Genomic DNA, 21,807 nt, shown 5'->3' on the forward strand with positions numbered 1-21,807 from the left:
GACCAATAGGGTAATAAAAGCAATAAAAGTGCTTGAAAAATCACACTTTCTTGCTCTTTTTAGAAAACCTTTTACTTTTTGTACAATCTGCCGAAGAAATTTGTGCAGTTTGTCAATGGAATTGTAAACCGTTTTCAATTACACTGTAGATGTCAATAAAATCAATCAATAAGGAGCGAATTTTCCTATGGTAGAAATGAAATTAAAAGGTATCCACAAGAAATACGATAATGCCGACTTCTATTCCGTTACTGACTTTAACTTAGACATCGCAGACCGCGAATTTATTGTCTTCGTTGGCCCTTCTGGTTGTGGTAAGTCCACTACATTACGTATGATTGCCGGTTTGGAAGATATTTCTGAAGGGGAATTATGGATTGGCGACCGCCTTATGAACGACGTGGCACCTAAAGACCGCGACATCGCCATGGTATTCCAAAACTACGCCCTCTACCCACACATGACTGTCTTCGACAACATGGCCTTCGGTTTGAAACTTCGTAAATATCCAAAAGAAGAAATCAAACAACGTGTAGAGAACGCAGCTGAAATTTTAGGCTTAACTCAATACTTAGACCGTAAACCAGCTGCTTTGTCTGGTGGTCAACGTCAACGTGTTGCCTTGGGTCGTGCCATTGTCCGCGACGCTAAAGTCTTCCTCATGGACGAACCGCTCTCTAACTTGGATGCTAAACTCCGTGTACAAATGCGTGCTGAAATTGCAAAATTACACCAACGCTTGAACACTACTACCATCTACGTAACCCACGACCAAACCGAAGCTATGACCATGGCTAGCCGGATTGTCATCATGAAAGATGGGATTATCCAACAAATCGGTAGCCCGCAAGAAGTTTACGATACACCAAACAATGTCTTCGTTGCTGGCTTTATTGGCTCTCCTGCCATGAACTTCTTCAAAGTTAAATTCGAAAACGGCACTATCAGCAATGGCCACGACTTAACTCTAGAAGTAACAGATCCACAACGTCGCTACTTAGTAGAACGTGGCTACGAAGGCAAGGAAGTCATCTTTGGTATTCGTCCAGAAGACATTCAATCTGAACAAATCTTCTTAGACTCCTATCCAAAATCAGTAGTTCGTTCAGAAGTTGTCGTATCTGAATTATTAGGGGCAGAAACTATGCTTTACTCTAAAGTTGGGGACACTGAATTCATCGCTCGTGTGGATGCACGTGACTACCACAACCCAGGTGAAACCGTAGAACTCGGTTTCAACATGAACAAGGCTCACTTCTTCGATTCAGAAACCGAATTAGTAATTCGCGAAGAAGCTTAAGCTTAACTCGTCTACCGCTCCGGCCCTCCTCATCTGAGGAGGGTTTTTGGCGTCTATCTGACGACAATTGCACCTCAAATCTGTGACAAGTCCCTAACATCCGTCATTTAGGGACCGGTATCAGTTGATTTTTGCCTGCCATCGTCCTAGAATAGAGCCATACAAATTGTAAAAGGAGGCTCGCACCATGCAAAACCAGACTTTAATGCAAGCTTTTGAATGGTATCTGCCGAGTGACCACCAGCACTGGAATCGACTTGCCCAACTAACTCCAGAATTGGCTGCCAAGGGCATTCGCAAAATCTGGCTCCCGCCTGCTTTCAAAGGCACCAACAAAGACGACGTCGGCTATGGCGTCTATGACTTGTTTGACTTGGGAGAATTCGACCAGAAGGGGACCATCCCTACTAAATACGGAACAAAAGACGACTATCTCAATCTGATTGAAACCTTGAAAGCTAACGGGATTGACCCCATCGCTGATATCGTCCTCAACCACAAGGCCGGCGCCGACCACAAGGAACGCTTTACGGTCATTGAGATGAATCCTAACAATCGTCAAGAAGCCATTTCTGAACCCTTCGAAATTGAAGGTTGGACTTGCTTCACCTTTGATGGTCGCCAGAAAGCCTACAATGATTTCACCTGGCACTGGTATCACTTTACAGGGACCGACTATGACGCTGGCCGTAACCGATCCGGTATTTATCTGATTCAAGGGGATAATAAGGGTTGGGCTGACGACACGCTCGTTGACGACGAGAACGGTAACTATGACTATCTTATGTATGATGACATCGACTTCAAGCATCCGGAAGTGGTCCAACATCTCTATGATTGGGCCCATTGGTTTATTGAAACAACCGGAGTTCGCGGCTTCCGCCTAGATGCCGTTAAACACATCGATTCCTTCTTCATGAAAAACTTTATCCGGGACTTAACCGAACACTATGGCGATGATTTCTATGTCTTCGGTGAATTCTGGAATGGCGACGAAGAAGCCAATAGCCAATATTTGGAGAAAACTGACTTTCACTATGACTTAGTAGACGTCAAGCTCCACCAGAACTTCTTCGATGCCGGTCAAGCTGGGGCAGACTACGACTTGAGTAAGATTTTCGACCAAACTCTCATGCAAAACTACCCAGAATCGGCGGTTACCTTCGTTGATAACCACGATACCCAACGGGGTCAAGCCCTTGAATCGACCGTAGCAGAATGGTTCAAGCCTCTGGCTTATGCCATGATTCTCTTGCGCCAATCCGGTTTACCTTGTGTCTTCTATGGCGACTACATGGGTATCCAAGGGGACTTTGCCCAAGAATCCTTCCAGGAAGTCATCGATAAATTGCTCAACCTACGGCTTTACCATGCCTATGGTCAAGAAACTGACTATCTCGATGATCCTAACTGTATTGCTTGGACTCGGGCTGGTAATGAAGAAAATGATGGCCGGCCATTGGCAGTTATTCTCTCCAACAAAGACGATGCTAGCAAGCGCCTCTTCTTGGGTTCTGAATGGGCTGGCCGCACTTTCCGCGATGGCTTAGAACATCATGAAGCCAGCATCACCATCGAAGAAGACGGTTGGGCTGATTTCCCAGTTCATGGTGGCTCTGTCTCTGCTTGGATTTTAGCTGATTAAGCAATTAATAGTAGATAAATTTCCCATTATATCATATATGATATAATGGGAAAGCAAAAGGCTGAGACTTGAGTCTCAGCCTTATTTTTTATTGATAATTTACTTGATCTTCTGGGCGATAAGACAAGTTAGAAAACTTGTTATACTCTTTCTTAAAGAGTAAGTTGACGGTGTCCCGGGCTCCTGACCGGTTCTTAGCCAGAATCACTTCAATCGTGTTATCTGGCAAGGAATCGTCATGGTCTGGCTCGTCGCCCGGCTCATCATGGCGGTGATAATCGTGACGATAGAGGAAGGCCACGATATCCGCATCCTGCTCGATAGACCCGGATTCCCGGATATCACTTAAAATTGGCCGCTTGTTTTGCCGCTGTTCCAAGCCCCGTGAGAGCTGGGACAAGGCAATAACTGGCACATGCAATTCCTTGGCTAATTTTTTGAGTTGGCGTGAAATCTCAGAAACTTCTTGTTGGCGGTTTTCACGACCGTTCCCTTCAATCAATTGCAGGTAGTCGATGACAATCAAGCCCAAGTCAGGATTTTCCTGCTTGAGTCGGCGACATTTGGCCCGAATTTCGGAGACTTTAATCCCCGCTGAATCATCGATAAAGATCTTAGCATTCTTAAGCGTATCGGTCGCAATGGTAAAGCTAGACCACTCATCTTCGGTTAGTTGACCCGTCTTCATGTTGGATGCAAAGATATTTCCCTCTGCGCAGACCATCCGATAGACTAAGTCAATCGCCCCCATTTCTAGTGAGAAGATGGCAACCGGCACCTTGGATTTGGTAGCCACATTCTGGGCGATATTGAGGGCAAAGGCCGTCTTACCTACTGAAGGACGGGCGGCGATAATAATTAACTGATCGCCTTGGAAACCTGAAGTCATCTTGTCCAAATCATGATAGCCCGTAGCTAGTCCCGTAATGTCGCGTTTTTCTTCCGAAAGCTTAACCACACGGTCATAGGCTTCCACCACTAGGTGGCGCATTTCTTTTGGCTTATTAACCTGGCTACCTTCCCCGATTGAGAGAATCAGCTTCTCACTGCGATCTACAATATTTTCAACGCTATCAGACTCATCATAGGCTTCCGAACTAATGGTTGTGGTGGCCGCAATCAGACGTCGCAAGGTCGATTTTTGTTTGACAATATTGGCATAATACTCCACGTGTTCTGCCGTTGGTGTCGCTTCGATTAATTCTGCCAGATAGCTGGCGCCTCCCGCATTTTCTAGGGCATCATAGGCTTCCAGTTGGTTGACCGCCATGACGAAGTCCAAGGCCCCGTTGCGGTCAAATACCACATCAATGGCATTAAAAATCAATTGGTGGGATCGTTTATAGAAGTCATCTTCACTGATAATGGCTTGGACGGTCCCGATTTTACGTGGATCTAGGAATAAAGCACCTAGCACCGCACGTTCAGCTTCAATATTATGAGGCATTATTCGTTGCTCATTAAGATTTAATTCTGTCACTAGGTTCCCTTCTTTCTACTCATATGTAGTTTACTAAATGTCTTAGCCCTTTTCAAGTAGGGCGATATACCCTTGCCAAATCCCTTTAAATTCTATATAATACAGATGAATTGATAGTAGCAGTCAAAGTGCTTACTACCCCCAACTGGCCATATCCAAGGGGGTAGTCTAGGCACTTTTTTTGTGACAAGAGAAAGGAGCCCGCCATGTACACCCAAGATACCATTGTCGCCATCTCAACTGCCCTAGGCGAGGGCGCTATCGGCCTAGTCCGCCTGTCTGGACCAGAAGCCATCGCCATCGCCAACCGGCTCTTTCCAGAAAAGGACCTCAGCCAAGTGGCTAGTCACACCATTCACTATGGCCATATCCAAGATCCCCAGTCAGGCCAAGTCTTGGATGAAGTCATGACCAGCGTCATGAAAGCCCCACGTTCTTATACGACAGAAGATGTCGTCGAAATCAACGGCCACGGCGGGATTGTTGCCATCCAATCCATCCTCAATGCTTGCTTAGCCCAAGGAGCTCGCCTGGCTGAAGCCGGGGAATTTACCCAACGCGCCTTCCTTAATGGCCGGATTGACCTATCTCAGGCTGAAGCCATCATGGATTTAATCAGCGCCAAGACTAGTCGTGCCAAAGATGCAGCTATGAGCCAGCTTCAAGGTAGCCTCAAACACAAAATTCGTCAGCTACGCGACACCATGCTTAACACCTTGGCCCAGGTCGAAGTCACCATCGATTATCCAGAATACGATGATGTTGAGGAACTTTCTCTCCAGCAACTGGCCTCTACGGCAGAGCTAGTTCAAAGCGAAGTCCGCGCGATTTTACGTCAGGCCACCCAAGGCAAGCTTTTCCGTGAAGGGATTAAAACGGCCATTATTGGACGCCCTAATGTTGGTAAATCCAGTCTTCTTAATTACTTAATTGGCGAAGACAAAGCCATTGTCACCGATATTGCAGGCACCACTCGTGACACCATTGAAGAGTATATTTCTATTAAAGGTGTCCCCCTCCATATTATCGATACTGCCGGCATTCGCCATACGGATGAAGTAGTCGAGCAAATCGGGGTAGAAAAGAGTCGCGCCATGATCGAATCGGCAGACCTGATTCTCCTTATTTTGAATCAGGCCCAAGCCCTGGATCCAATGGATTTAGAACTTTTAGAGCTGACACAAAATAAGGCCCGCATCATCCTCTTAAATAAGCAAGATTTACCTAACCAATGGACCATTGAAGACTTAGCAAGTTATCTGCAAGATGATTCGGACATTATTAAAACCTCTGTCCTGACTGAGGACGGCTTAACCGCCCTTGAAGATGCTATTTCAGCACGCTTCTTATCCGGTAATCTCCAGTCTACCGACCTCAACTATCTCTTGAACAGTCGCCACACCCATCTGCTCAACCAAGCCCTAGCCAGTTTAGATGAAGTCATCCAGTCTTGTGCCATGAGCCTACCAGTGGATCTCATTCAGATAGACTATACCCGTGCCTGGGATGCCCTGGGCGAAATCACTGGTGACAGTGTTCAAGATGAGCTCTTAACCAAGCTCTTTAGCCAATTCTGCTTAGGTAAATAAGGAGGATACATCATGCCAAAACTCGCCACTATCTGTTATATCGACAATGGCCACTCTCTGCTATTGCTCCACCGCAACAAGAAGCCCAATGATGTCCATGAAGGCAAATGGATTGGTGTCGGCGGTAAATTAGAAGCTAGCGAAAGCCCAGAGGAATGCGTTATTCGCGAAGCCAAAGAAGAAACGGGCTTGACCCTGCATCAGCCACAATTAGTGGGCATTATCGTCTTCCCTGAATTTACGCCTGGCCATGACTGGTACACTTATGTCTTTCGGGCCCGTCATTTTGAGGGCCAAGTCATTGACTGCAATGAAGGTACCCTAGAGTGGGTACCCTACGACCAAGTCCTTAGTCGACCTAGTTGGGAAGGGGATCACATCTTCTTAAGCTGGATTTTAGAGCAGAAACCCTTCTTTTCAGCCAAATTCAGCTATTCCCAAGATAATCGCCTACTTAATCACGATGTTATTTTTTATAATCATCCATAAACTACAAAGGAGTCAAAACCATGCAAGAATTCTCTGCTGGCCACTACGAGGTCATTGTTGTCGGTGCTGGACACGCAGGTTCAGAAGCCGCATTGGCGGCAGCTCGTATGGGCTGTCGCACCCTGCTCTTAACCATTAGCTTAGAAATGGTAGCCTTTATGCCCTGTAACCCTTCTGTAGGAGGGCCTGCCAAGGGTGTTGTCGTTCGCGAAATCGATGCCCTCGGTGGCGAAATGGGCCGCAATATTGATAAGACCTACATCCAAATGCGCATGCTCAACACTGGGAAGGGACCAGCCGTCCAAGCCTTACGTGCCCAAGCGGATAAACATGCCTATGCGACCGCTATGAAACAAACCATTGAAGCCTGCCCTAACCTAGACCTCAAACAAGGCCTAGTTGACCGCCTAGTAGTAGAAGAAGGGCAAGTTCGTGGCGTTGTCACTTCGACTGGCGCCCGCTATAGTGCGGATGCCGTTGTCCTAACTGCTGGTACCTCTTCACGCGGTCAAATCATTATTGGTGAGCTCAAGTATTCATCTGGTCCCAACAATACCCTCCCATCCCAGAAACTCTCTGAACACCTTTTGGAACTGGGCTTTGAGTTAGCCCGTTTCAAAACTGGGACACCTATGCGTATCCACAAATCTAGCATTAACTATGAGGCCATGGAGATTCAACCTGGTGATAGCCAACCCAACCATTTTTCCTTCCTAACGCCAGATGCTGACTACCGACCTGACTTCGTCCCTTGTTGGCTGACCCATACCAGCCAAGATACCCATGAAGTTATCAAGGCTAACCTGCACCGCGCGCCTATGTTTACCGGCATCGTGGAAGGGGTAGGGGCACGTTATTGTCCTTCTATCGAAGACAAGATTGTGCGCTTCAGCGATAAGCCACGCCATCAAATTTTCGTTGAACCAGAAGGTCTAACGACTGATGAGATGTATATTCAAGGCCTATCCACCTCTATGCCTGAAGATGTACAACTTCAGATGCTACATTCTGTAGCGGGTCTGGAAAATGCCAAACTCATGCGACCAGGATACGCTATTGAGTACGACGTGGTCATCCCGCATCAATTGCGTGCTAGCTTAGAAACCAAATTAGTACGTGGCCTCTATACAGCGGGCCAAATGAACGGGACTAGCGGCTACGAAGAAGCGGCCGGCCAAGGCCTTATTGCTGGCATTAACGCAGCCCGCCAAGTTCAAGGACAAGATCCACTTATCATCAAACGGAGTGACGGCTATATTGGCGTTATGATTGATGACTTAGTTACCAAAGGGACCACAGAACCTTATCGTCTCTTAACTTCTCGGGCAGAGTATCGTCTCTTGCTACGCCACGATAATGCTGATTTGCGACTGACTGAAATTGGCCACCAAATTGGCTTGGTCGATGGCCAACGCTATGAAGCCTATCTAGCTAAGAAAGCCCTGGTTGACGCTGAAATCAAACGCTTGAAGAAAATCACCCTGACACCTAAGACGCCCGGCCTTCAGGAACTCTTTGAGCGTGTAGGCTCTTCGTCCCTCTTAGACGGAATCAGCGCCTTCAATCTGCTCAAGCGACCAGAGATTCGCTACTTAGATTTAGTGACGCTTATTCCTCGGCCAGAGGGCCTATTGGAACGCCAAGAAGCTGAACAAGTTGAAATTCAAATCAAGTATGAAGGCTATATCCAAAAGGCCATCGAAAAAGTCGAAAAAGTCAAGGCCATGGAAGAAAAACGCATTCCTGAAGATATTGACTACGACGCTATCTTGAATTTGGCTAACGAGGCGCGTGACCGCCTGAAATTAATTCAGCCGACTACCTTAGCACAAGCTAGCCGGGTCAGCGGCGTTAATCCTGCTGACATTGCCATCTTGTCAGTCTACATCCAACAAGGCAAGATTGCTCGCCTACAAGATCGTCCATCTCAAGACTAAAAGAAAAGCCCCTGAAAGGGGCTTTTTTTCTTCTATATAATATAGTAAAAAAGACAGGGCATAAATCCTGTCTCTTTTTTCATTATTTAATTGAGTGTCTACGACGTGCGAATTCTTGGAAGTGGAACTTCTCTAGTCGCGTGTGGGAAATACTGTATTGGAAGAAGGTAGTATCTTCTAAGTAAACAAAGCTGTCTGTCTTAATGACATAGTCCATAGGTGTTAACTTCATGAGTTCCAAGCCTAGCTCAGACACAATCTCAGCCCGCATATCCTTGGTAGCATAGCTAATATCTAAGTCTAACTGACCTTCTAGGTACTCATAGACGGAGTTTTTAGCCACACGGCTTGGGATAGATGGCACCACGCTGCAACGGAACCAGTCTTCATCAATAATCATGACTTCGCCAGCGATAATCCGCGTACGCAATAAGTAAATAAAGCGTTCATTCTCAGTCACGCCTTCTTTACCAATAAGAAAGTCTGGCGCCTTCACGATTTCATTACGGATTACCCGTGTTTCAGCTTTCATATTTTGATCAGCTTGTAACTCTTTGAAACTGACCAAACCCGAAAATGGAAAGACAAAACGGTTAAAGTCTAAAACGGTAGAACCACGGCCTTGTTTCTTATGAATAAAGCCATTTTCCAATAGGAGTTTTTGCGCTTTACGGATAGTTTCACGGGATACATCATAGGTTTCTGCTAGTTCATGTTCTGTAGGGATTAGTTCACCAATGGGGTAGGTCCCATTTTCAATTTTTTGCTTGATGTCTAGATAGACTCTTTCAAATTTATTCATTTTTACACCTCGATACGTATTCTAGCATAATCTGTTACTTTGTGAAAGAGTTTATCCAGTTTTTTTTCGCATTTTTTTAAGGATTTGTCCCTAACCAGTTCGGATTTACTTCCCAAATACCATTATCAGGCATTGGCAAGGTATCTGGCGTTAAAATAAGTCCGCCTACAGTCAGCTTCACCTGTTTGACCCCATAATAATCAGCGATTGTTTGGACAATAGCCGGTAAAACAGCCGTTTCTCGTGCTGTATGCTGATTCATGGCTGCCACGATACCAGGAGTGAAGTCTACGAGGGCAGTTTGCGATTCAATTTTTATATCTTTGACTTCAACAGATGAATTAATCCATCCTTCTTTGCGGAACAATTCTGTAAAAGTTTTACCTGGATTCTGATTAGTCTGCCAAGTTAAGTGCCCCGTCCCCTTAGTCAAAATTGGATTCATCTGATTACTTGGCTTGGCTATATTGATAGGTTGCGTGATGCTAACCTGATGCTGGTTAGACTTAAGTGTGAGCGTAATATTTTCCCCACCACTATTGATGGCTTTCTGACTAGACATGATCAAACCTTGATTCTTGGCATAGTAGGTATGTAACTCTTGGTCAGATTGAAAGGTTGTTACCTCAATAACATCTTCATAATTGCTAGAACCTATTGTGGCTGATTGGTAGAGATTAGTAATAGTGGAACGACTTCCTTGGCTATCTTGCCACATCGTTCCCACTTGAAGGGGAGCCATCAAATAAGGGATACGGTGGGTGTGACTAATTTGTTCTAGATGGTTGCTAGTATCCAAAGTATCCTGGGCTTGCCAAGATATCTGCCAGCCTTCCTTGGTTAGCTGATAAACTGACACGTTGGCCCGACCATTAGGTAAGAGGGTCCGCACTTGCCATAGTTGACGGTTAGTGTCTACATAATCTGTGTACACTATTTGTAAACCATCACGCGTATCAAACTCTTTAAGTTGATTGATACCATTAGGCGCATAATGACTTATCTCATATTGTGTTCCATCCGGTGCTTTGTGCCATGATGACGTGTCGAATTCTCCTGTGTTCTCTGCAACAGTAGAGCTAGTTTCAGACGATTCGTTTGTTGCTGTCCCTTGGCGGTCAGCAGCTTTCTTGTCTATTGATGCCTGAACATCTGGACTAATGTGAATCATAGGTTCTTGCTTGCAAGCACTTAATAGCAATACAAATCCAACAAGAAGAATCCCTCTTTTCATGCTGCTGCCCCTTTCTTTTATGTTTTTCTCTAGCATATTCGTCTTATTTTACCATGCTAGAAAGGATTTTACCATTCTTCATTTCTATCTAATACCACCTGGCAGATAAAAAGGACAAATCCCTGGGAATTTGTCCTTTAACACTTAGCTTATTCTGTTTCAAATAAGAAAGCAACAGCTTCATAAGCTCCTAAAGTCAATCTATCAGCATATTGGACTGGTCCATTGCCAATCAACTTAGTCGCTGTTCGACCACGAAAGGCCTGAGGTAATTCAATTTCTACATTTCCGTCATAAAAATGTCCTAGAACCAGTAATTGTTGCCCTTCATATTCTCTTACAAAGGCCATGATGCTAGGATGATCCAAGAATAAACCACCGTAAGTCCCATCCGAAATCACATCATAGTCCTTGCGCAAGCGAATGAGCTCTTGATAATAGGTATAAATCTTACCTTCCGCCAATTCCTGCTCAACATTAATAGTAGGATAGTTAGCTGCAACTTCTAGCCATGGCGTGGCCTTGGTAAAGCCTGCATGGGTTGTCCCATCCCATTGCATAGGTGTGCGACTGTTGTCGCGGGATTTAGCCTGAATGATGGTCATGGCTTTTTCATGGGAATAACCCTTATCCCGCATGATTTGATAGTTATTGTGCGTCTCCACATCATTGTATTGAGCCAATTCTTGGTAGCCTGGGTTAGTCATGCCAATTTCTTCACCCTGATAAATATAAGGCGTCCCACGCAATAAATGGGTAACTGTCGCAAGCAAGGTTTGCGTTTGATAAGGATAATTTACTACATCCCCAAAGCGGTTGTTAGACCGAGGTTGGTCATGATTATTGAAGAAGAGGGCATTCCATCCCTGTCCGTCAGACATGCCTGTTTGCCACTCATCTAAAATGCGTTTAAGCTCTAAGAAATCAAAAGCTGGATTGGACCATTTTTCCCCATTCTCATAGTCAACCTTGAGATGATGGAAGGAGAAAATCATAGACAGTTCTTGATCTTTAGGGTTAGTATAGCTAATCCCATTTTCAATTGTAGTAGAAGACATCTCCCCAACTGTGACGATTTCTTGATCCTGCCCAAAAGTAGCTTGGTTCAATTCCCGAATCCAAGTATGCACAATAGGCGTATCTGTATAGAGGGACTTCTCCTGACTAGAACCAGGAGCTTGGCTATCAACCAATTCTTCTGACTTGCCAATAACATTCAAAACATCGAATCGGAAACCCTTTACCCCTTTTTGACGCCAAAAATTCACCACTTGGTGGAGTTCTTGCCGAACCTGAGGATTGTGCCAATCTAAATCTGCCTGCGTCACATCATAAAGATGTAAATAATATAAGTCAGTCTTGCCAAACCTTTCCCAGGCAGGTCCGCCAAACTTAGACTCCCAGTTGGTTGGCAAACTACCGTCAGCCTTAGCAGGTCTTAAATAGAAGTAAGCTTGATACTTAGGATCCCCAGCCAAGGCTTTTTTGAACCATTCATGTTCTGTCGAAACATGGTTTAAGACCATGTCGAGCATGAGTCCAATACCCCGTTTGCCTACTTCCGCCACTAACTCTTCGAAATCTGCCATAGTCCCAAAGGCCGGGTCAATGGCACAATAATCCGAAATGTCGTAGCCATTATCATATTGTGGGGAAGGGTAAAAAGGGTTCAACCATATTAAATCAACACCTAAACCCGCTAAGTAGTCTAGTTTTTCGATGATACCGCGTAAGTCTCCCATCCCATTCCCTGTCGTATCTTTGAAGGATTTAGGATAGAGTTGATAGACAACCTTTTTTGATAAGCGCATAAGAACCTCCTTTCAAAAGGGCTAAGATGATTATCCTAGCCCCATAGCCTTTACTTGTTAAAGAATGGAATATCAAAGTCAACAGCCTTGTTATCCAAGAACTTGAATTGACGATTGAAGAAAAGTGTTACAACAAATGGCACCACTAAAGCGACTGCCATGCAGACGAAGAACATAGCCATTGAACCTGGTTGTATGACGATAAAGCCTGGTAGCCCCCCAACCCCAATGGCGTTAGAGGTCACCTTATAAGTTGTCGCAATCAAACCCGCCAAGCTAGAGCCAATCATTCCGGCTAGGAATGGGTAAATATATTTAAGGTTAACCCCAAAGAGGGCTGGCTCAGTAACCCCTAAGTAACATGAAATAGCAGATGGTACTGTAATTTGGTTTTGCTCCTCATCCTTACGTGTCAACCACCAGACAGCTAAAACAGCTGAACCTTGTGCAATGTTAGAGAGAGCAATCATTGGCCAAAGACCTGTCCCATTGAAATTAGCAATGAGTTCAGAGTCAATCGCGTTGGTCATGTGATGGAGACCGGTGATAACCAGTGGCGCATAGAAGGCACCAAAGACAGCACCAAAGAGCCAAGAGAAAGTACCGGTTAAACCTGCTTTAACAACCGCTGCAATCCATGAACCAATTGTCCATCCAATTGGACCTAAAACTGTGTGAGCCAAGATTACTGCAGGAACTAAGGCTAAGAATGGTACTAGAATCATGGACAGAACTTCAGGCACCACTTTACGCCAGAAGATTTCAAGATAAGACAGGGCCAAGCCTGCTAAAATAGCCGGAATTACTTGAGCTTGATAACCAATAGCATTGAGGCGGAAATAACCAAAATCCCAGAACTTAAGTGTCCCTTTTTCTACTGCTTCAGCAAAGCCATAGGCGTTCGTTAACTGACCTGATACAAGAGTAATCCCAAGCACAATCCCAAGAATTTGGGTGGTTCCCATCTTACGTGTTACCGACCAGACAATCCCTACCGGTAAGAAATGGAAGATAGCTTCACCTGGTAGCCATAAGAAGGCGTTAACCCCTTTCCAGAACTGAGAAACATCCACAATTGAGTTATAGAGTATGGTGCCATCTGGATTAAATTGAGCTTGGCCTTCAACAAATTTCTGTCCTAAAGCCTCAAATGGTACCCCTTCTAGGATGTTACGAAAACCTAAAATCAAGCCACCTACGATAATGGCTGGAATAATTGGAGCAAAAATCTCTGCCATAGTGGTCATAGCACGTTGTAAGAGACTTTGGTTCTTCTTAGCAGCCGCTTTTACCTCATCTTTACTAGCCTCACCTACTCCAGAAACCGCTTGGAATTCTTTGTAGAATTCAGAGACCGCATTACCAATAATGACCTGAAATTGACCCGCTTGAGTAAAGCTACCTTTGACAGATGGTAGCGCCTCGATTGCTTTGACATCTGCCTGACTAGGGTCGACCAAGGCAAAACGCATCCGTGTTGCACAGTGGGTCACTGCTGAGATGTTTTCCTTGCCACCAATTAAGGACAATAATTGCGTCGCATCTTGTTTGAAGTTTGACATCCTTTTTCCTCCTTTTAAACTTGTCTGTACAAATTTATAATATCATTGTATCACTTATCACAGTGAATGCAAGCCTTTTTTGTAAGAGTTTTCTTATTGTGAAAACATACTTCCATAATAAATCAGCTGTAACTGACTTATGAGTCAATTACAGCTGATTTTACTTTATTATTTTCATTTAGTTTTCATACTCAACCACTAAATATCGGTTAGGTTCAACCCCTTCAGAGTGGGTCTTAACATGTTCGATTTGGCTAAGATGAGAGTGAATTTGCTTACGCTCGAAAGCTGGTAGAGGATCTAAAATCACCGCTTGCTTAGTCTTAAGGACTTGGCGTGCCGTACGATCCGCAATACTTTCTAAGATGCCTGCGCGACGATCGCGGTAGTCACCCACATTAAGCAGAACTGCTACGCGACGATGATGACCACGGTGAACCATCACTTGAGCCAAGGATTGCAAGGCATCAATGATTTTACCGTGCTTCCCGATAATCAAACCAGATTTGTCTGTTTCAATATTGAAATGTACTTCGCGGGAACTTGCTTCTACACTAACCTTTGCTTCAGCGCCAAAAGCCTTAATGACATCTTCAAGGTAACGTGCCACTGCTTCGAGGCTAACTGAACCTTCGGTTTTTTCTTCGGACTCAACCACTTCTTCTGTTTCTTCCACAAGAGCAGCTTCTTCAATAAGTGGACTCACTTCTTGGCTTGGCACAGTTGGCTCAGCAACTGTTTGGCTTTCAAGAGCTACAGTTGCTGCCACTTCTTCAACTTCTGTGGTTTCTTCAGCTAAGTCGTTGAGCGAGATTTTAGTTTTGGCACTAATTTCAACAATGGCATCTTGTTTACCAAAGCCAAAGAGACCCTTCTTACCTTCATTAATGACAGTTACCACCGCTTGATCTTCAGTGATATTAAGTTTTGATAAGCCGATTTTGACTGCTTGTTCCACGCTAGGTGCTTTAATCGTAACACTGTTATCTAACATAAAAGAACGCTCCTTTACTTATACTAACTATTTAACCTTCTTCAGCGCTTTACGTAAACGACGCTGACGGGCTTTTTCTTCTTGGCGTTTTGCTTCTCTTTGGGCAATAATCTTGTATGGATTATAGAAGATAAAGGTTTGGACAACCCGTACCGCATTGGATACCACCCAGTAGAGGGTAACCGCTGCTGGGAAGTTGAAGGATACCAAGAGAATCATGGCAGGTGCCACATAAGTCATGGCTTTGCTGGCGCCATTTTGGATAGGATTAGCCTTAACTGTTAGGTATGAGCTATACCAGGTTAATACTGCGGCTAAAATTGGTAAGATGAAGTAAGGGTCTGCCTTACCCAAGGCTAGCCAGAGGAAGTGGCCATCCCGTAAAACTTCAGTTCGAGCAATTACCTGATAGAGGGCGAACATGACTGGCAATTGAATTAGAAGCGGTAAACATCCTGCAAATTGGTTAACACCGCGTTCCTTCATCAAATCCTGTTGAGCCTGCTGGAGGGCTTCCATGGACGCACGATCTCGGTTAGGGAATTGTTTTTTCAGTTCTTCAATTTCAGGTTGGATTTCAGCCATTTGGAATTGCGAATCCATCTGCATCTTGGTCAGAGGAGTTAGCGCAACCAAAATAATAATGGTAAAGAGAATAATACCTAAGCCGTAACTGCCTCCCAGTAAATTGGATAACCAAATAATGAATTGAGAGAGGGGGTAGATGATGTAGCCATCCCAGACACCACTACTGTTGGCGTCGACATTTGATGTGGCACCGCAACCCGCTAAGAAGATTGGCAAGGCCAAAAGCATAGCTGCTTTCATCCATCGCGATAAATTTTTCATTGAAACCTCCTATGAATGGGATGATAATAACTTTGCAACGGTCATGACATGACGCAAGGATTGACGCACCGTAGCTTGATCCTTGTCTTTAATATCAGGTCGAGCGATGAGAAGATAATCATATTCGTGGGGGATCTCATGCTCTAAATCCTGCAAGGATTGACGAAGATAACGTTTGACCTTATTGCGCATGACAGCATTCCCGATACGTTTTCCAACCGATAATCCGACGCGAAAATGTGCTTGTTCAGGTTTCGGATAGACATAAAGCACTAACTGCCGGTTGGCGTAAGTCTGGGCATGGTGATAGACATGTTGAAATTCACGTTCTTTCTTGATTCGATAAGCTTTCTTCATGGTCTCTCCTTATTCTGCCTCAGGTGCAAAGTATTTCCCTACTATTATACCGTATTTTGCAAGCTTTTACATCTATAATTGTGTTTTGGAGCGGTTTTTCTTTTCATCTTTCGTAAGCTTATGGCTATTTACTTAAGTTTATAAAACGTAATGGTTGCTTTTTACAACCTTATCCTTTATAATATAAAAAGTAACCATTACTTTTATAAAGGAGAAGCATATGAAACGTACTTTATTTTTATTATTGAGCCTCTTTGCACTAGCAGTGAGCCCCGTCTCTGTTTTTGCCCACGGTAACCATTCCCACCACGAAGTAAAACCGCATCAGAAAGGTGTTTTTGAAGACAGTCAAGTCTCTGACCGGACCTTAAGCGACTATAGTGGTGACTGGCAATCTGTCTATCCTTATATGGAAAGCGGAGAATTAGATATGGTTATGCGCTACAAGTCTAAGGCAGAAGGCGCAACCAAGACTTTCGAAGAATATAAGGAATACTACCTAGCGGGTTACAAGACAGATGTCACTCGAATCGTGATTGACGGCGATAGCGGCAAAATTACCTTCTATAAAGGTGACCAAGCTAGCACGGCAACCTACCGCTACGATGGCTATAAGATTCTGACCTATAAATCCGGTAAGAAAGGTGTCCGCTACCTCTTCACAGCCGAAGGTGACAACCAAGGAGCACCTAAACACATTCAATTCTCTGACCATGAGATTGGGCCTACCAAAGCCGAACACTTCCATATCTTTGCTGGTGACCAAGACCACGAAAAATTATTGGAAGAAATGGAAAATTGGCCAACCTACTACCCAAGCGATCTTGATGTCTATGAAATCATCGATGAAATGATTGCCCACCATTAATTAAAAAGCCAGACTACGGATTTGATTAAACTTCCGCAGTCTGGCTTTTTAATATCTAAAATGTTGGTAAAATATCTTTTAACCAAGGACGATCACCTATAATGATGCCCTTAATTGTTTTTTTATGTGCTTCTTTCATTATTCTCACCTCTTCTATAAATTACCTTTCCTAAAAATTAACTTACTAAAATAGGTTCTGTGTGAATATGACCGTCTCTTAACACAACTATCGCCTCCTTTTCTAGTTTAGTTGAAGAACTCCATCAAGCTGTTGAAGGATTTCTGGATGTAAGTGATGTGTAACCATGATAAGCGTTTTATGTTTTTGCTGGATAAGTAAATTTTCTATTTTTAGCATAGTTTCTTGGTCTAATCCGGATGTACTTTCATCCAATAAAAGAATAGGTTTATTATGTAAAAGTGCACGGGCAATAGAAAGTCGTTGGAGTTGTCCTCCAGATAATAGACTGCCTTTGTCACCTATCTTTGTATTTAATCCATCTGGAAGCTGATTGATTACTTGTTTTAGATCAAGAGCCTCTAAAATTTTATATATGTAGTCGACCGATAATTCTTCTCCAAAAGTCAAATTTTCTAAAATAGTACCCTCAATTTGACTATCGTGCTGATTAATATAAATCATATTTTCATAAAGTGAATCATAATCTACATCTAAAATACTATTTTCTCCATAGCGTATAGTCCCTTGATAGTGCCTATTTTTACCTGCTAATAGGTTCAACAAAGTAGATTTACCTGAACCACTATTTCCAATAATGGCGTATTTTCCTCCCATCTTAAACCGATATGATAAACCAGTAAATAATGGATTCTCTTGATAGGCAAAACTAATATTTTCTAGGCTTAATTCGTCTATAGGTGTTAGATTTTGAGAAATATAATGAGCTGGTTCTAATGCCTCAAATTTATCGAAAATAGGCTTGCTACTCTTGATAATGGCAAGATACTGGCTAATGTTACTTACTGTATTAAAAATATCACCCGCTAAAGAAGCAGTTGCTGATAAAGAACCAATTGTAACGATTTGTTGAACTGCTAAATAACCAGTCAAAGCATAAAGAGAGAACTGACTCAATATATTTCCTAGACCGCTTATAACAGTCACCCAACCAATCTCTTTCTGATAATTATTTTTTTCTTGAGCTAGATGATCTGATGCCTGTTCTGTCTTCTTGATAATATAAGAAAACTTCCGATAAGAAAAAATTGTATCATAGGCCATTAAATAGTTGCCAATCTTCTGTATGAATTCCTCATTTTCTTGAGCCACTTGACGAGTGGTACGCTCCATCCTTCCGGAAAATAATTTGGGGATAAAAAGTAACACAAGAACTAGACTCGCCGTTAAAGCAATTAATGACCAATGCATGGTTAGGAGAGCAATTCCAGATGTAATGGCATTAATAATTCCTCCTATCAAGGCATACAGGGGTAGCAAAGACTGTTTTTCGATTATGTCCATGTCATTGGTGAACCAAGAAACATATGATTGAGATTCCTTAGACTTGAAATCTTCATAGCTAATTTGGCTAATTTTTTTCAGTACTTTAACCCGTAGAAAGGTTGTTTGCTGCTGAATTAATTTGCTCTGATATCTTATTTTTAAGTAAGTCATTCCTAGCATTATCAAATAGGCCATCAATAAATAGCCCATCGCCTGCAAAAAATTGATAAGATTTAAGCTAATGAGCGCATCTAAAATAAAAATTTGCATCAAGCTAGTCGCCGTTAGCGCGAGCGCATTACCTAACAAGATGACTAGCATTAGGAGATTTTCCTTCCAAAAATGTTTGATGAGCTGCTTCATTTATATTCCCTACTTTCTCTTTATTCCAAATTTCTAATTTTGTTTCACATTTACATTATTAATTCTATCGCTTAAACTATAATCGTAGATAAAAATGTCGTATACGACATAAAGGAGAGATTGCAGATGGAAATTGGTGAAGCTCTATATTACTATCGTAAAAAAAAAGGCCTAACAATGGAAGAAATGTCCGTCGGTATCGTGACTCCTTCGTTTTACTCGAAGGTAGAAAAAGGTATCCACCGTATTTCAGCTGAAGATTTATTTAATATTCTTAATACACATGGCATTGATATCACGAAATTTGTAAGATCTGTTAATATTTCAACCGATTCACTCAGTTTTGATCGCGCGCAGCATCAAATTCTTCAATACTATACACGCTATCAAAGTCAAAATCTAATTCAGTTGAAAAGTCAATTTCAAGGTGATAATAGTCTTAATCAACTTGAAAAAGATTTACTTACGGCAATTGTTGATGTTTATCTGGCCGACTTAAACGATGATATATCCATGCTTGCAGAAAATACCAAACATTTTCTGCAAGATAAGCTTTTCAACGCTGAAAACTGGGATAGCTATAAATTATCTTTATATACTAATATTATGGATTTATATGACCTAGAAGCTAACCGTCAAATGATTTTTTCTATACTCCGAAAAAATCTTGATGCTTATACAAGTAAACAACGAATGATGATATTAGCAATTCTAAACAATTTTATTTATACTTGTATCAGAGAGAATGAAGATGAATTAGCTCGCTACTGTCTAACAATCATAAATAAAGAAGTTACTTTATACGAAAATCTTCCAGAAAAAATACATGCGCTATTTTACCAAGAACTATTAGCCTATCGAGCTACTCCACACTCTTTACATGTAGATAAAATTGAACGCATCATTGATTCTCTTAGTCTATATGGGCTCGAGGAGATTAGTCATCAATTTCGGAAATTCTATGAAGAAAATAAAAGCTGTGAATGATAGCATTCACAGCTTTTATTCATTACCCAATTTCTAATTCTAACTTCACTCGAATCTTCACTGTGGTTTCCTCCTTCCAATCTATTAGGTGAGACTAGAAATCACAATGAATAGATAAGTGATTTTTAAATTAAGTTAAGTAACTCAGAATTATTTAAATATAGCGCCGGACTCTTTTCATGTAGTCCTTGTAGCTTTTTCCAAACTTTGCTAGACACCATCTTTCTTCAGAGAGAATAATCCAATGTGCCGAAATCTGGAATATTAAGACTATTATCAACATTGGTACAGACTGTGTTAAGAAAGACATTCCTAAGAAACAAATAAAATAGGCCACATACATCGGATTTCTTGAAAATTTATAAATACCGTTAATATTTAACCCATTAATATCTGGCAATGCGAAGCATACAAGAGAAATTGCACATAATAGGATACCTACTATAAAAAAGACAGTTCCGCAATAAAATAAAAGTGAATCATCAATTTTTACTGACGAGACTATTAAGCATATGAACAATCCAATATTGGACACCTGATAAATGTAATATGCTATTTTTTCTGATTTTTGTAGTGGAGCAAAATATGCAGCTCGCTGTATCGCTTCCCTCTTTATGATTGCTAATAATCCGAATCTTACTATTAAGAATAGCAACAAAAGCCAAATCCCAGCCATTATCATCTCTCCTCAAAAGTTCATCATTTATTTAACCCAAGTCACTAATTGATCCAGTGACTGACGAGTCTTTCGAGGAACTGAGCCAAGTCCATAGCCGAAAGACACCATGACAGAGACTCCCCATTCACTAGGATCTATTAGACCACGTTCAGTTAACAAATCAGTCACTGCCTGACGATTGAAGCCTTCCATAGCTAGAGAATCAATGCCTCGCAAGGCTGCAACCTGCATCATCTGTGCTAGTGCCAGATAGGATTGCTTGCTGGCCCAATCGAAAGTGGCACGTTCAGTGCTCAATAAGTCAAAATCTTCCTTCTGGAAGGTCTCGAAGCGTTGTTGCTTAAATTCACAGAAGTCCTCTGGCAGTCCTTGAATTTCCCGCATCATGTAACCAATATAAGGCGCATCATAACGTAAACTAGCTTGCGTGCGCGATAAAATGATGACAAAATGGCTAGCTGACGCTAAAGCTTTCTGAGCACCCAAGGCGATGGGAGCCAAGGCTTGCTTGAGTGACTCCGATTCAATGACTAGAAAGTGCCAAGGCTCAAAACCATAAGAACTAGGGGCTAATTGGCCAGCTTCTAAAATCAAGTGGAAATCCTGGTCAGAAATCTTACGATTGGGATCATAGTCACGGCAGGCATAACGTCGCTTAAGTAAATCTCGAATAGCTTCTGGGGTCATGATAGGGTCCTTTCTTTAGGTAGTTTACTATATATAAGAAGAAAGGCCGCTTCTGGTTTAGAAGCGGCCTGTTAAGGTCTCATAATTATTGAGCTAGACGTTTGCGTCCTTTTTGGCGGCGACGTTTTAAGACGTTACGGCCGTTTTTAGTGCTCATACGTTTACGGAAACCATGCACTTTTTTACGTGTACGTTTCTTTGGTTGGTAAGTTCTCTTCATGCGATCCACCTCCTGCTGCATTCTTGTGTAGAGTACTAGATTAGTTTAATGAAGTTAGGGCTGAAAGTCAAGGATTTTTGTAACTTTTGCTAAACTTTCTCTGTCTTAAGTAGGCACTGAATCCGACTCGCTGTGCACAAATATGTGGATAAGTATCATAACTTGTTCATAAGTCTTAACTATATCCACAAGCTATTTTGGATTTATCCACAAATTTTAAACTTATGCACATTTTAGCGACTTATGCACAGAAAGAAGTTGATAATTACCCTAAAAGCTTATATAATAAGGTTTGTATGACTTTCACTTATGCACACCTAACTGTGATTTTCTCTCTAAATGGCCTTTATCCACACTTTCCATGCACCTGTGGATAAGTTTCCGTTCATATGTGGATAGAGAGACTTATCCACAGAAACTAGAGATAGCAAGCCGATTATGCTATAATAGAAGTGATTGATTCTGCTTATGAAAGAGGTGACCCCGTCA

General features: G+C 42.5%; 19 protein-coding genes. 7 read left to right on the forward strand and 12 right to left on the reverse strand.

The window, feature by feature from the left end:
- Positions 1–187 precede the first annotated feature (187 nt).
- Entirely contained in the window at positions 188–1,300 is a 1,113-nt protein-coding gene (locus V7R82_RS09515; RefSeq protein ID WP_338542696.1) for a sn-glycerol-3-phosphate ABC transporter ATP-binding protein UgpC, read from the forward strand.
- A gap of 187 nt (positions 1,301–1,487) precedes the next feature.
- On the forward strand, positions 1,488–2,945 hold the full coding sequence (locus tag V7R82_RS09520; protein WP_311466476.1) for an alpha-amylase: 1,458 nt from the start codon (positions 1,488–1,490) through the stop codon (positions 2,943–2,945).
- A gap of 88 nt (positions 2,946–3,033) precedes the next feature.
- Here V7R82_RS09520 and dnaB read toward each other — a convergent pair whose 3' ends face one another.
- Complete coding sequence (gene dnaB / locus V7R82_RS09525) at positions 3,034–4,392, reverse strand: replicative DNA helicase (protein ID WP_338543780.1); 1,359 nt, start codon at positions 4,390–4,392, stop codon at positions 3,034–3,036.
- 239 nt (positions 4,393–4,631) lie between these two features.
- On the opposite strand from dnaB, the gene mnmE reads away from it, so the two are divergent.
- The 3 genes from mnmE to mnmG are packed head-to-tail and all read left to right on the forward strand — an operon-like array spanning position 4,632 to position 8,440.
- Positions 4,632–6,014 carry a tRNA uridine-5-carboxymethylaminomethyl(34) synthesis GTPase MnmE gene (gene mnmE / locus V7R82_RS09530; protein WP_311467835.1) on the forward strand — a complete coding sequence of 461 codons (1,383 nt, stop codon included), beginning with the start codon at positions 4,632–4,634 and terminating at the stop codon, positions 6,012–6,014.
- Between the two features lie 12 nt (positions 6,015–6,026).
- Positions 6,027–6,503, forward strand: a complete 477-nt coding sequence (locus V7R82_RS09535; RefSeq protein WP_338542699.1) for an 8-oxo-dGTP diphosphatase — start codon at positions 6,027–6,029, stop codon at positions 6,501–6,503.
- A 20-nt stretch (positions 6,504–6,523) separates the two neighbouring features.
- Complete coding sequence (mnmG, locus tag V7R82_RS09540; RefSeq protein WP_338542701.1) at positions 6,524–8,440, forward strand: tRNA uridine-5-carboxymethylaminomethyl(34) synthesis enzyme MnmG; 1,917 nt, start codon at positions 6,524–6,526, stop codon at positions 8,438–8,440.
- An 82-nt stretch (positions 8,441–8,522) separates the two neighbouring features.
- On the opposite strand, the gene treR is transcribed toward mnmG, so the two are convergent.
- The 7 genes from treR to rnpA form a co-directional block, all read right to left on the reverse strand.
- Positions 8,523–9,242, reverse strand: a complete 720-nt coding sequence (gene treR / locus V7R82_RS09545) for a trehalose operon repressor (protein ID WP_070756456.1) — start codon at positions 9,240–9,242, stop codon at positions 8,523–8,525.
- Between the two features lie 76 nt (positions 9,243–9,318).
- Positions 9,319–10,476: a GerMN domain-containing protein gene (locus tag V7R82_RS09550; protein WP_311467843.1), complete on the reverse strand. Its 1,158-nt coding sequence runs from the start codon at positions 10,474–10,476 to the stop codon at positions 9,319–9,321.
- 149 nt (positions 10,477–10,625) lie between these two features.
- A complete protein-coding gene (gene treC, locus V7R82_RS09555; RefSeq protein WP_338542704.1) occupies positions 10,626–12,287 on the reverse strand; it encodes an alpha,alpha-phosphotrehalase in 1,662 nt (553 codons plus the stop codon).
- Positions 12,288–12,337: 50 nt separating this feature from the next.
- Positions 12,338–13,849: a PTS system trehalose-specific EIIBC component gene (gene treP / locus V7R82_RS09560; protein WP_311466469.1), complete on the reverse strand. Its 1,512-nt coding sequence runs from the start codon at positions 13,847–13,849 to the stop codon at positions 12,338–12,340.
- 178 nt (positions 13,850–14,027) lie between these two features.
- Positions 14,028–14,843: an RNA-binding cell elongation regulator Jag/EloR gene (gene jag / locus V7R82_RS09565; RefSeq protein WP_070756460.1), complete on the reverse strand. Its 816-nt coding sequence runs from the start codon at positions 14,841–14,843 to the stop codon at positions 14,028–14,030.
- 27 nt (positions 14,844–14,870) lie between these two features.
- On the reverse strand, positions 14,871–15,692 hold the full coding sequence (locus V7R82_RS09570; protein WP_070756461.1) for a YidC/Oxa1 family membrane protein insertase: 822 nt from the start codon (positions 15,690–15,692) through the stop codon (positions 14,871–14,873).
- Between the two features lie 9 nt (positions 15,693–15,701).
- Entirely contained in the window at positions 15,702–16,049 is a 348-nt protein-coding gene (gene rnpA, locus V7R82_RS09575) for a ribonuclease P protein component (protein WP_023392569.1), read from the reverse strand.
- A 220-nt stretch (positions 16,050–16,269) separates the two neighbouring features.
- Between rnpA and V7R82_RS09580 the strand changes: the two genes are divergently transcribed.
- A complete protein-coding gene (locus V7R82_RS09580) occupies positions 16,270–16,917 on the forward strand; it encodes a metal-binding protein ZinT (protein WP_338542710.1) in 648 nt (215 codons plus the stop codon).
- A gap of 241 nt (positions 16,918–17,158) precedes the next feature.
- On the opposite strand, the gene V7R82_RS09585 is transcribed toward V7R82_RS09580, so the two are convergent.
- The gene (locus V7R82_RS09585) at positions 17,159–18,745 is read right to left on the reverse strand and encodes an ABC transporter ATP-binding protein (protein WP_338542712.1); all 1,587 of its coding nucleotides are present in this window, start codon (positions 18,743–18,745) and stop codon (positions 17,159–17,161) included.
- Positions 18,746–18,871: 126 nt separating this feature from the next.
- Between V7R82_RS09585 and V7R82_RS09590 the strand changes: the two genes are divergently transcribed.
- Positions 18,872–19,732 (forward strand): helix-turn-helix domain-containing protein, encoded by an 861-nt coding sequence (locus V7R82_RS09590; protein WP_338542714.1) that lies wholly within the window; start codon positions 18,872–18,874, stop codon positions 19,730–19,732.
- 154 nt (positions 19,733–19,886) lie between these two features.
- Here the strand turns inward: V7R82_RS09590 and V7R82_RS09595 are convergent, their stop codons facing one another.
- The 3 genes from V7R82_RS09595 to rpmH form a co-directional block, all read right to left on the reverse strand.
- Positions 19,887–20,408: a methyltransferase family protein gene (locus V7R82_RS09595; RefSeq protein ID WP_291430478.1), complete on the reverse strand. Its 522-nt coding sequence runs from the start codon at positions 20,406–20,408 to the stop codon at positions 19,887–19,889.
- Positions 20,409–20,435: 27 nt separating this feature from the next.
- Positions 20,436–21,098, reverse strand: a complete 663-nt coding sequence (locus tag V7R82_RS09600; protein ID WP_070756467.1) for an NAD(P)H-dependent oxidoreductase — start codon at positions 21,096–21,098, stop codon at positions 20,436–20,438.
- An 85-nt stretch (positions 21,099–21,183) separates the two neighbouring features.
- Complete coding sequence (gene rpmH / locus V7R82_RS09605; protein WP_023392574.1) at positions 21,184–21,318, reverse strand: 50S ribosomal protein L34; 135 nt, start codon at positions 21,316–21,318, stop codon at positions 21,184–21,186.
- Positions 21,319–21,807: the final 489 nt, after the last annotated feature.

Source organism: Abiotrophia defectiva ATCC 49176 (assembly GCF_037041345.1).
In the GTDB taxonomy this organism is placed as follows: Bacteria; Bacillota; Bacilli; order Lactobacillales; family Aerococcaceae; genus Abiotrophia.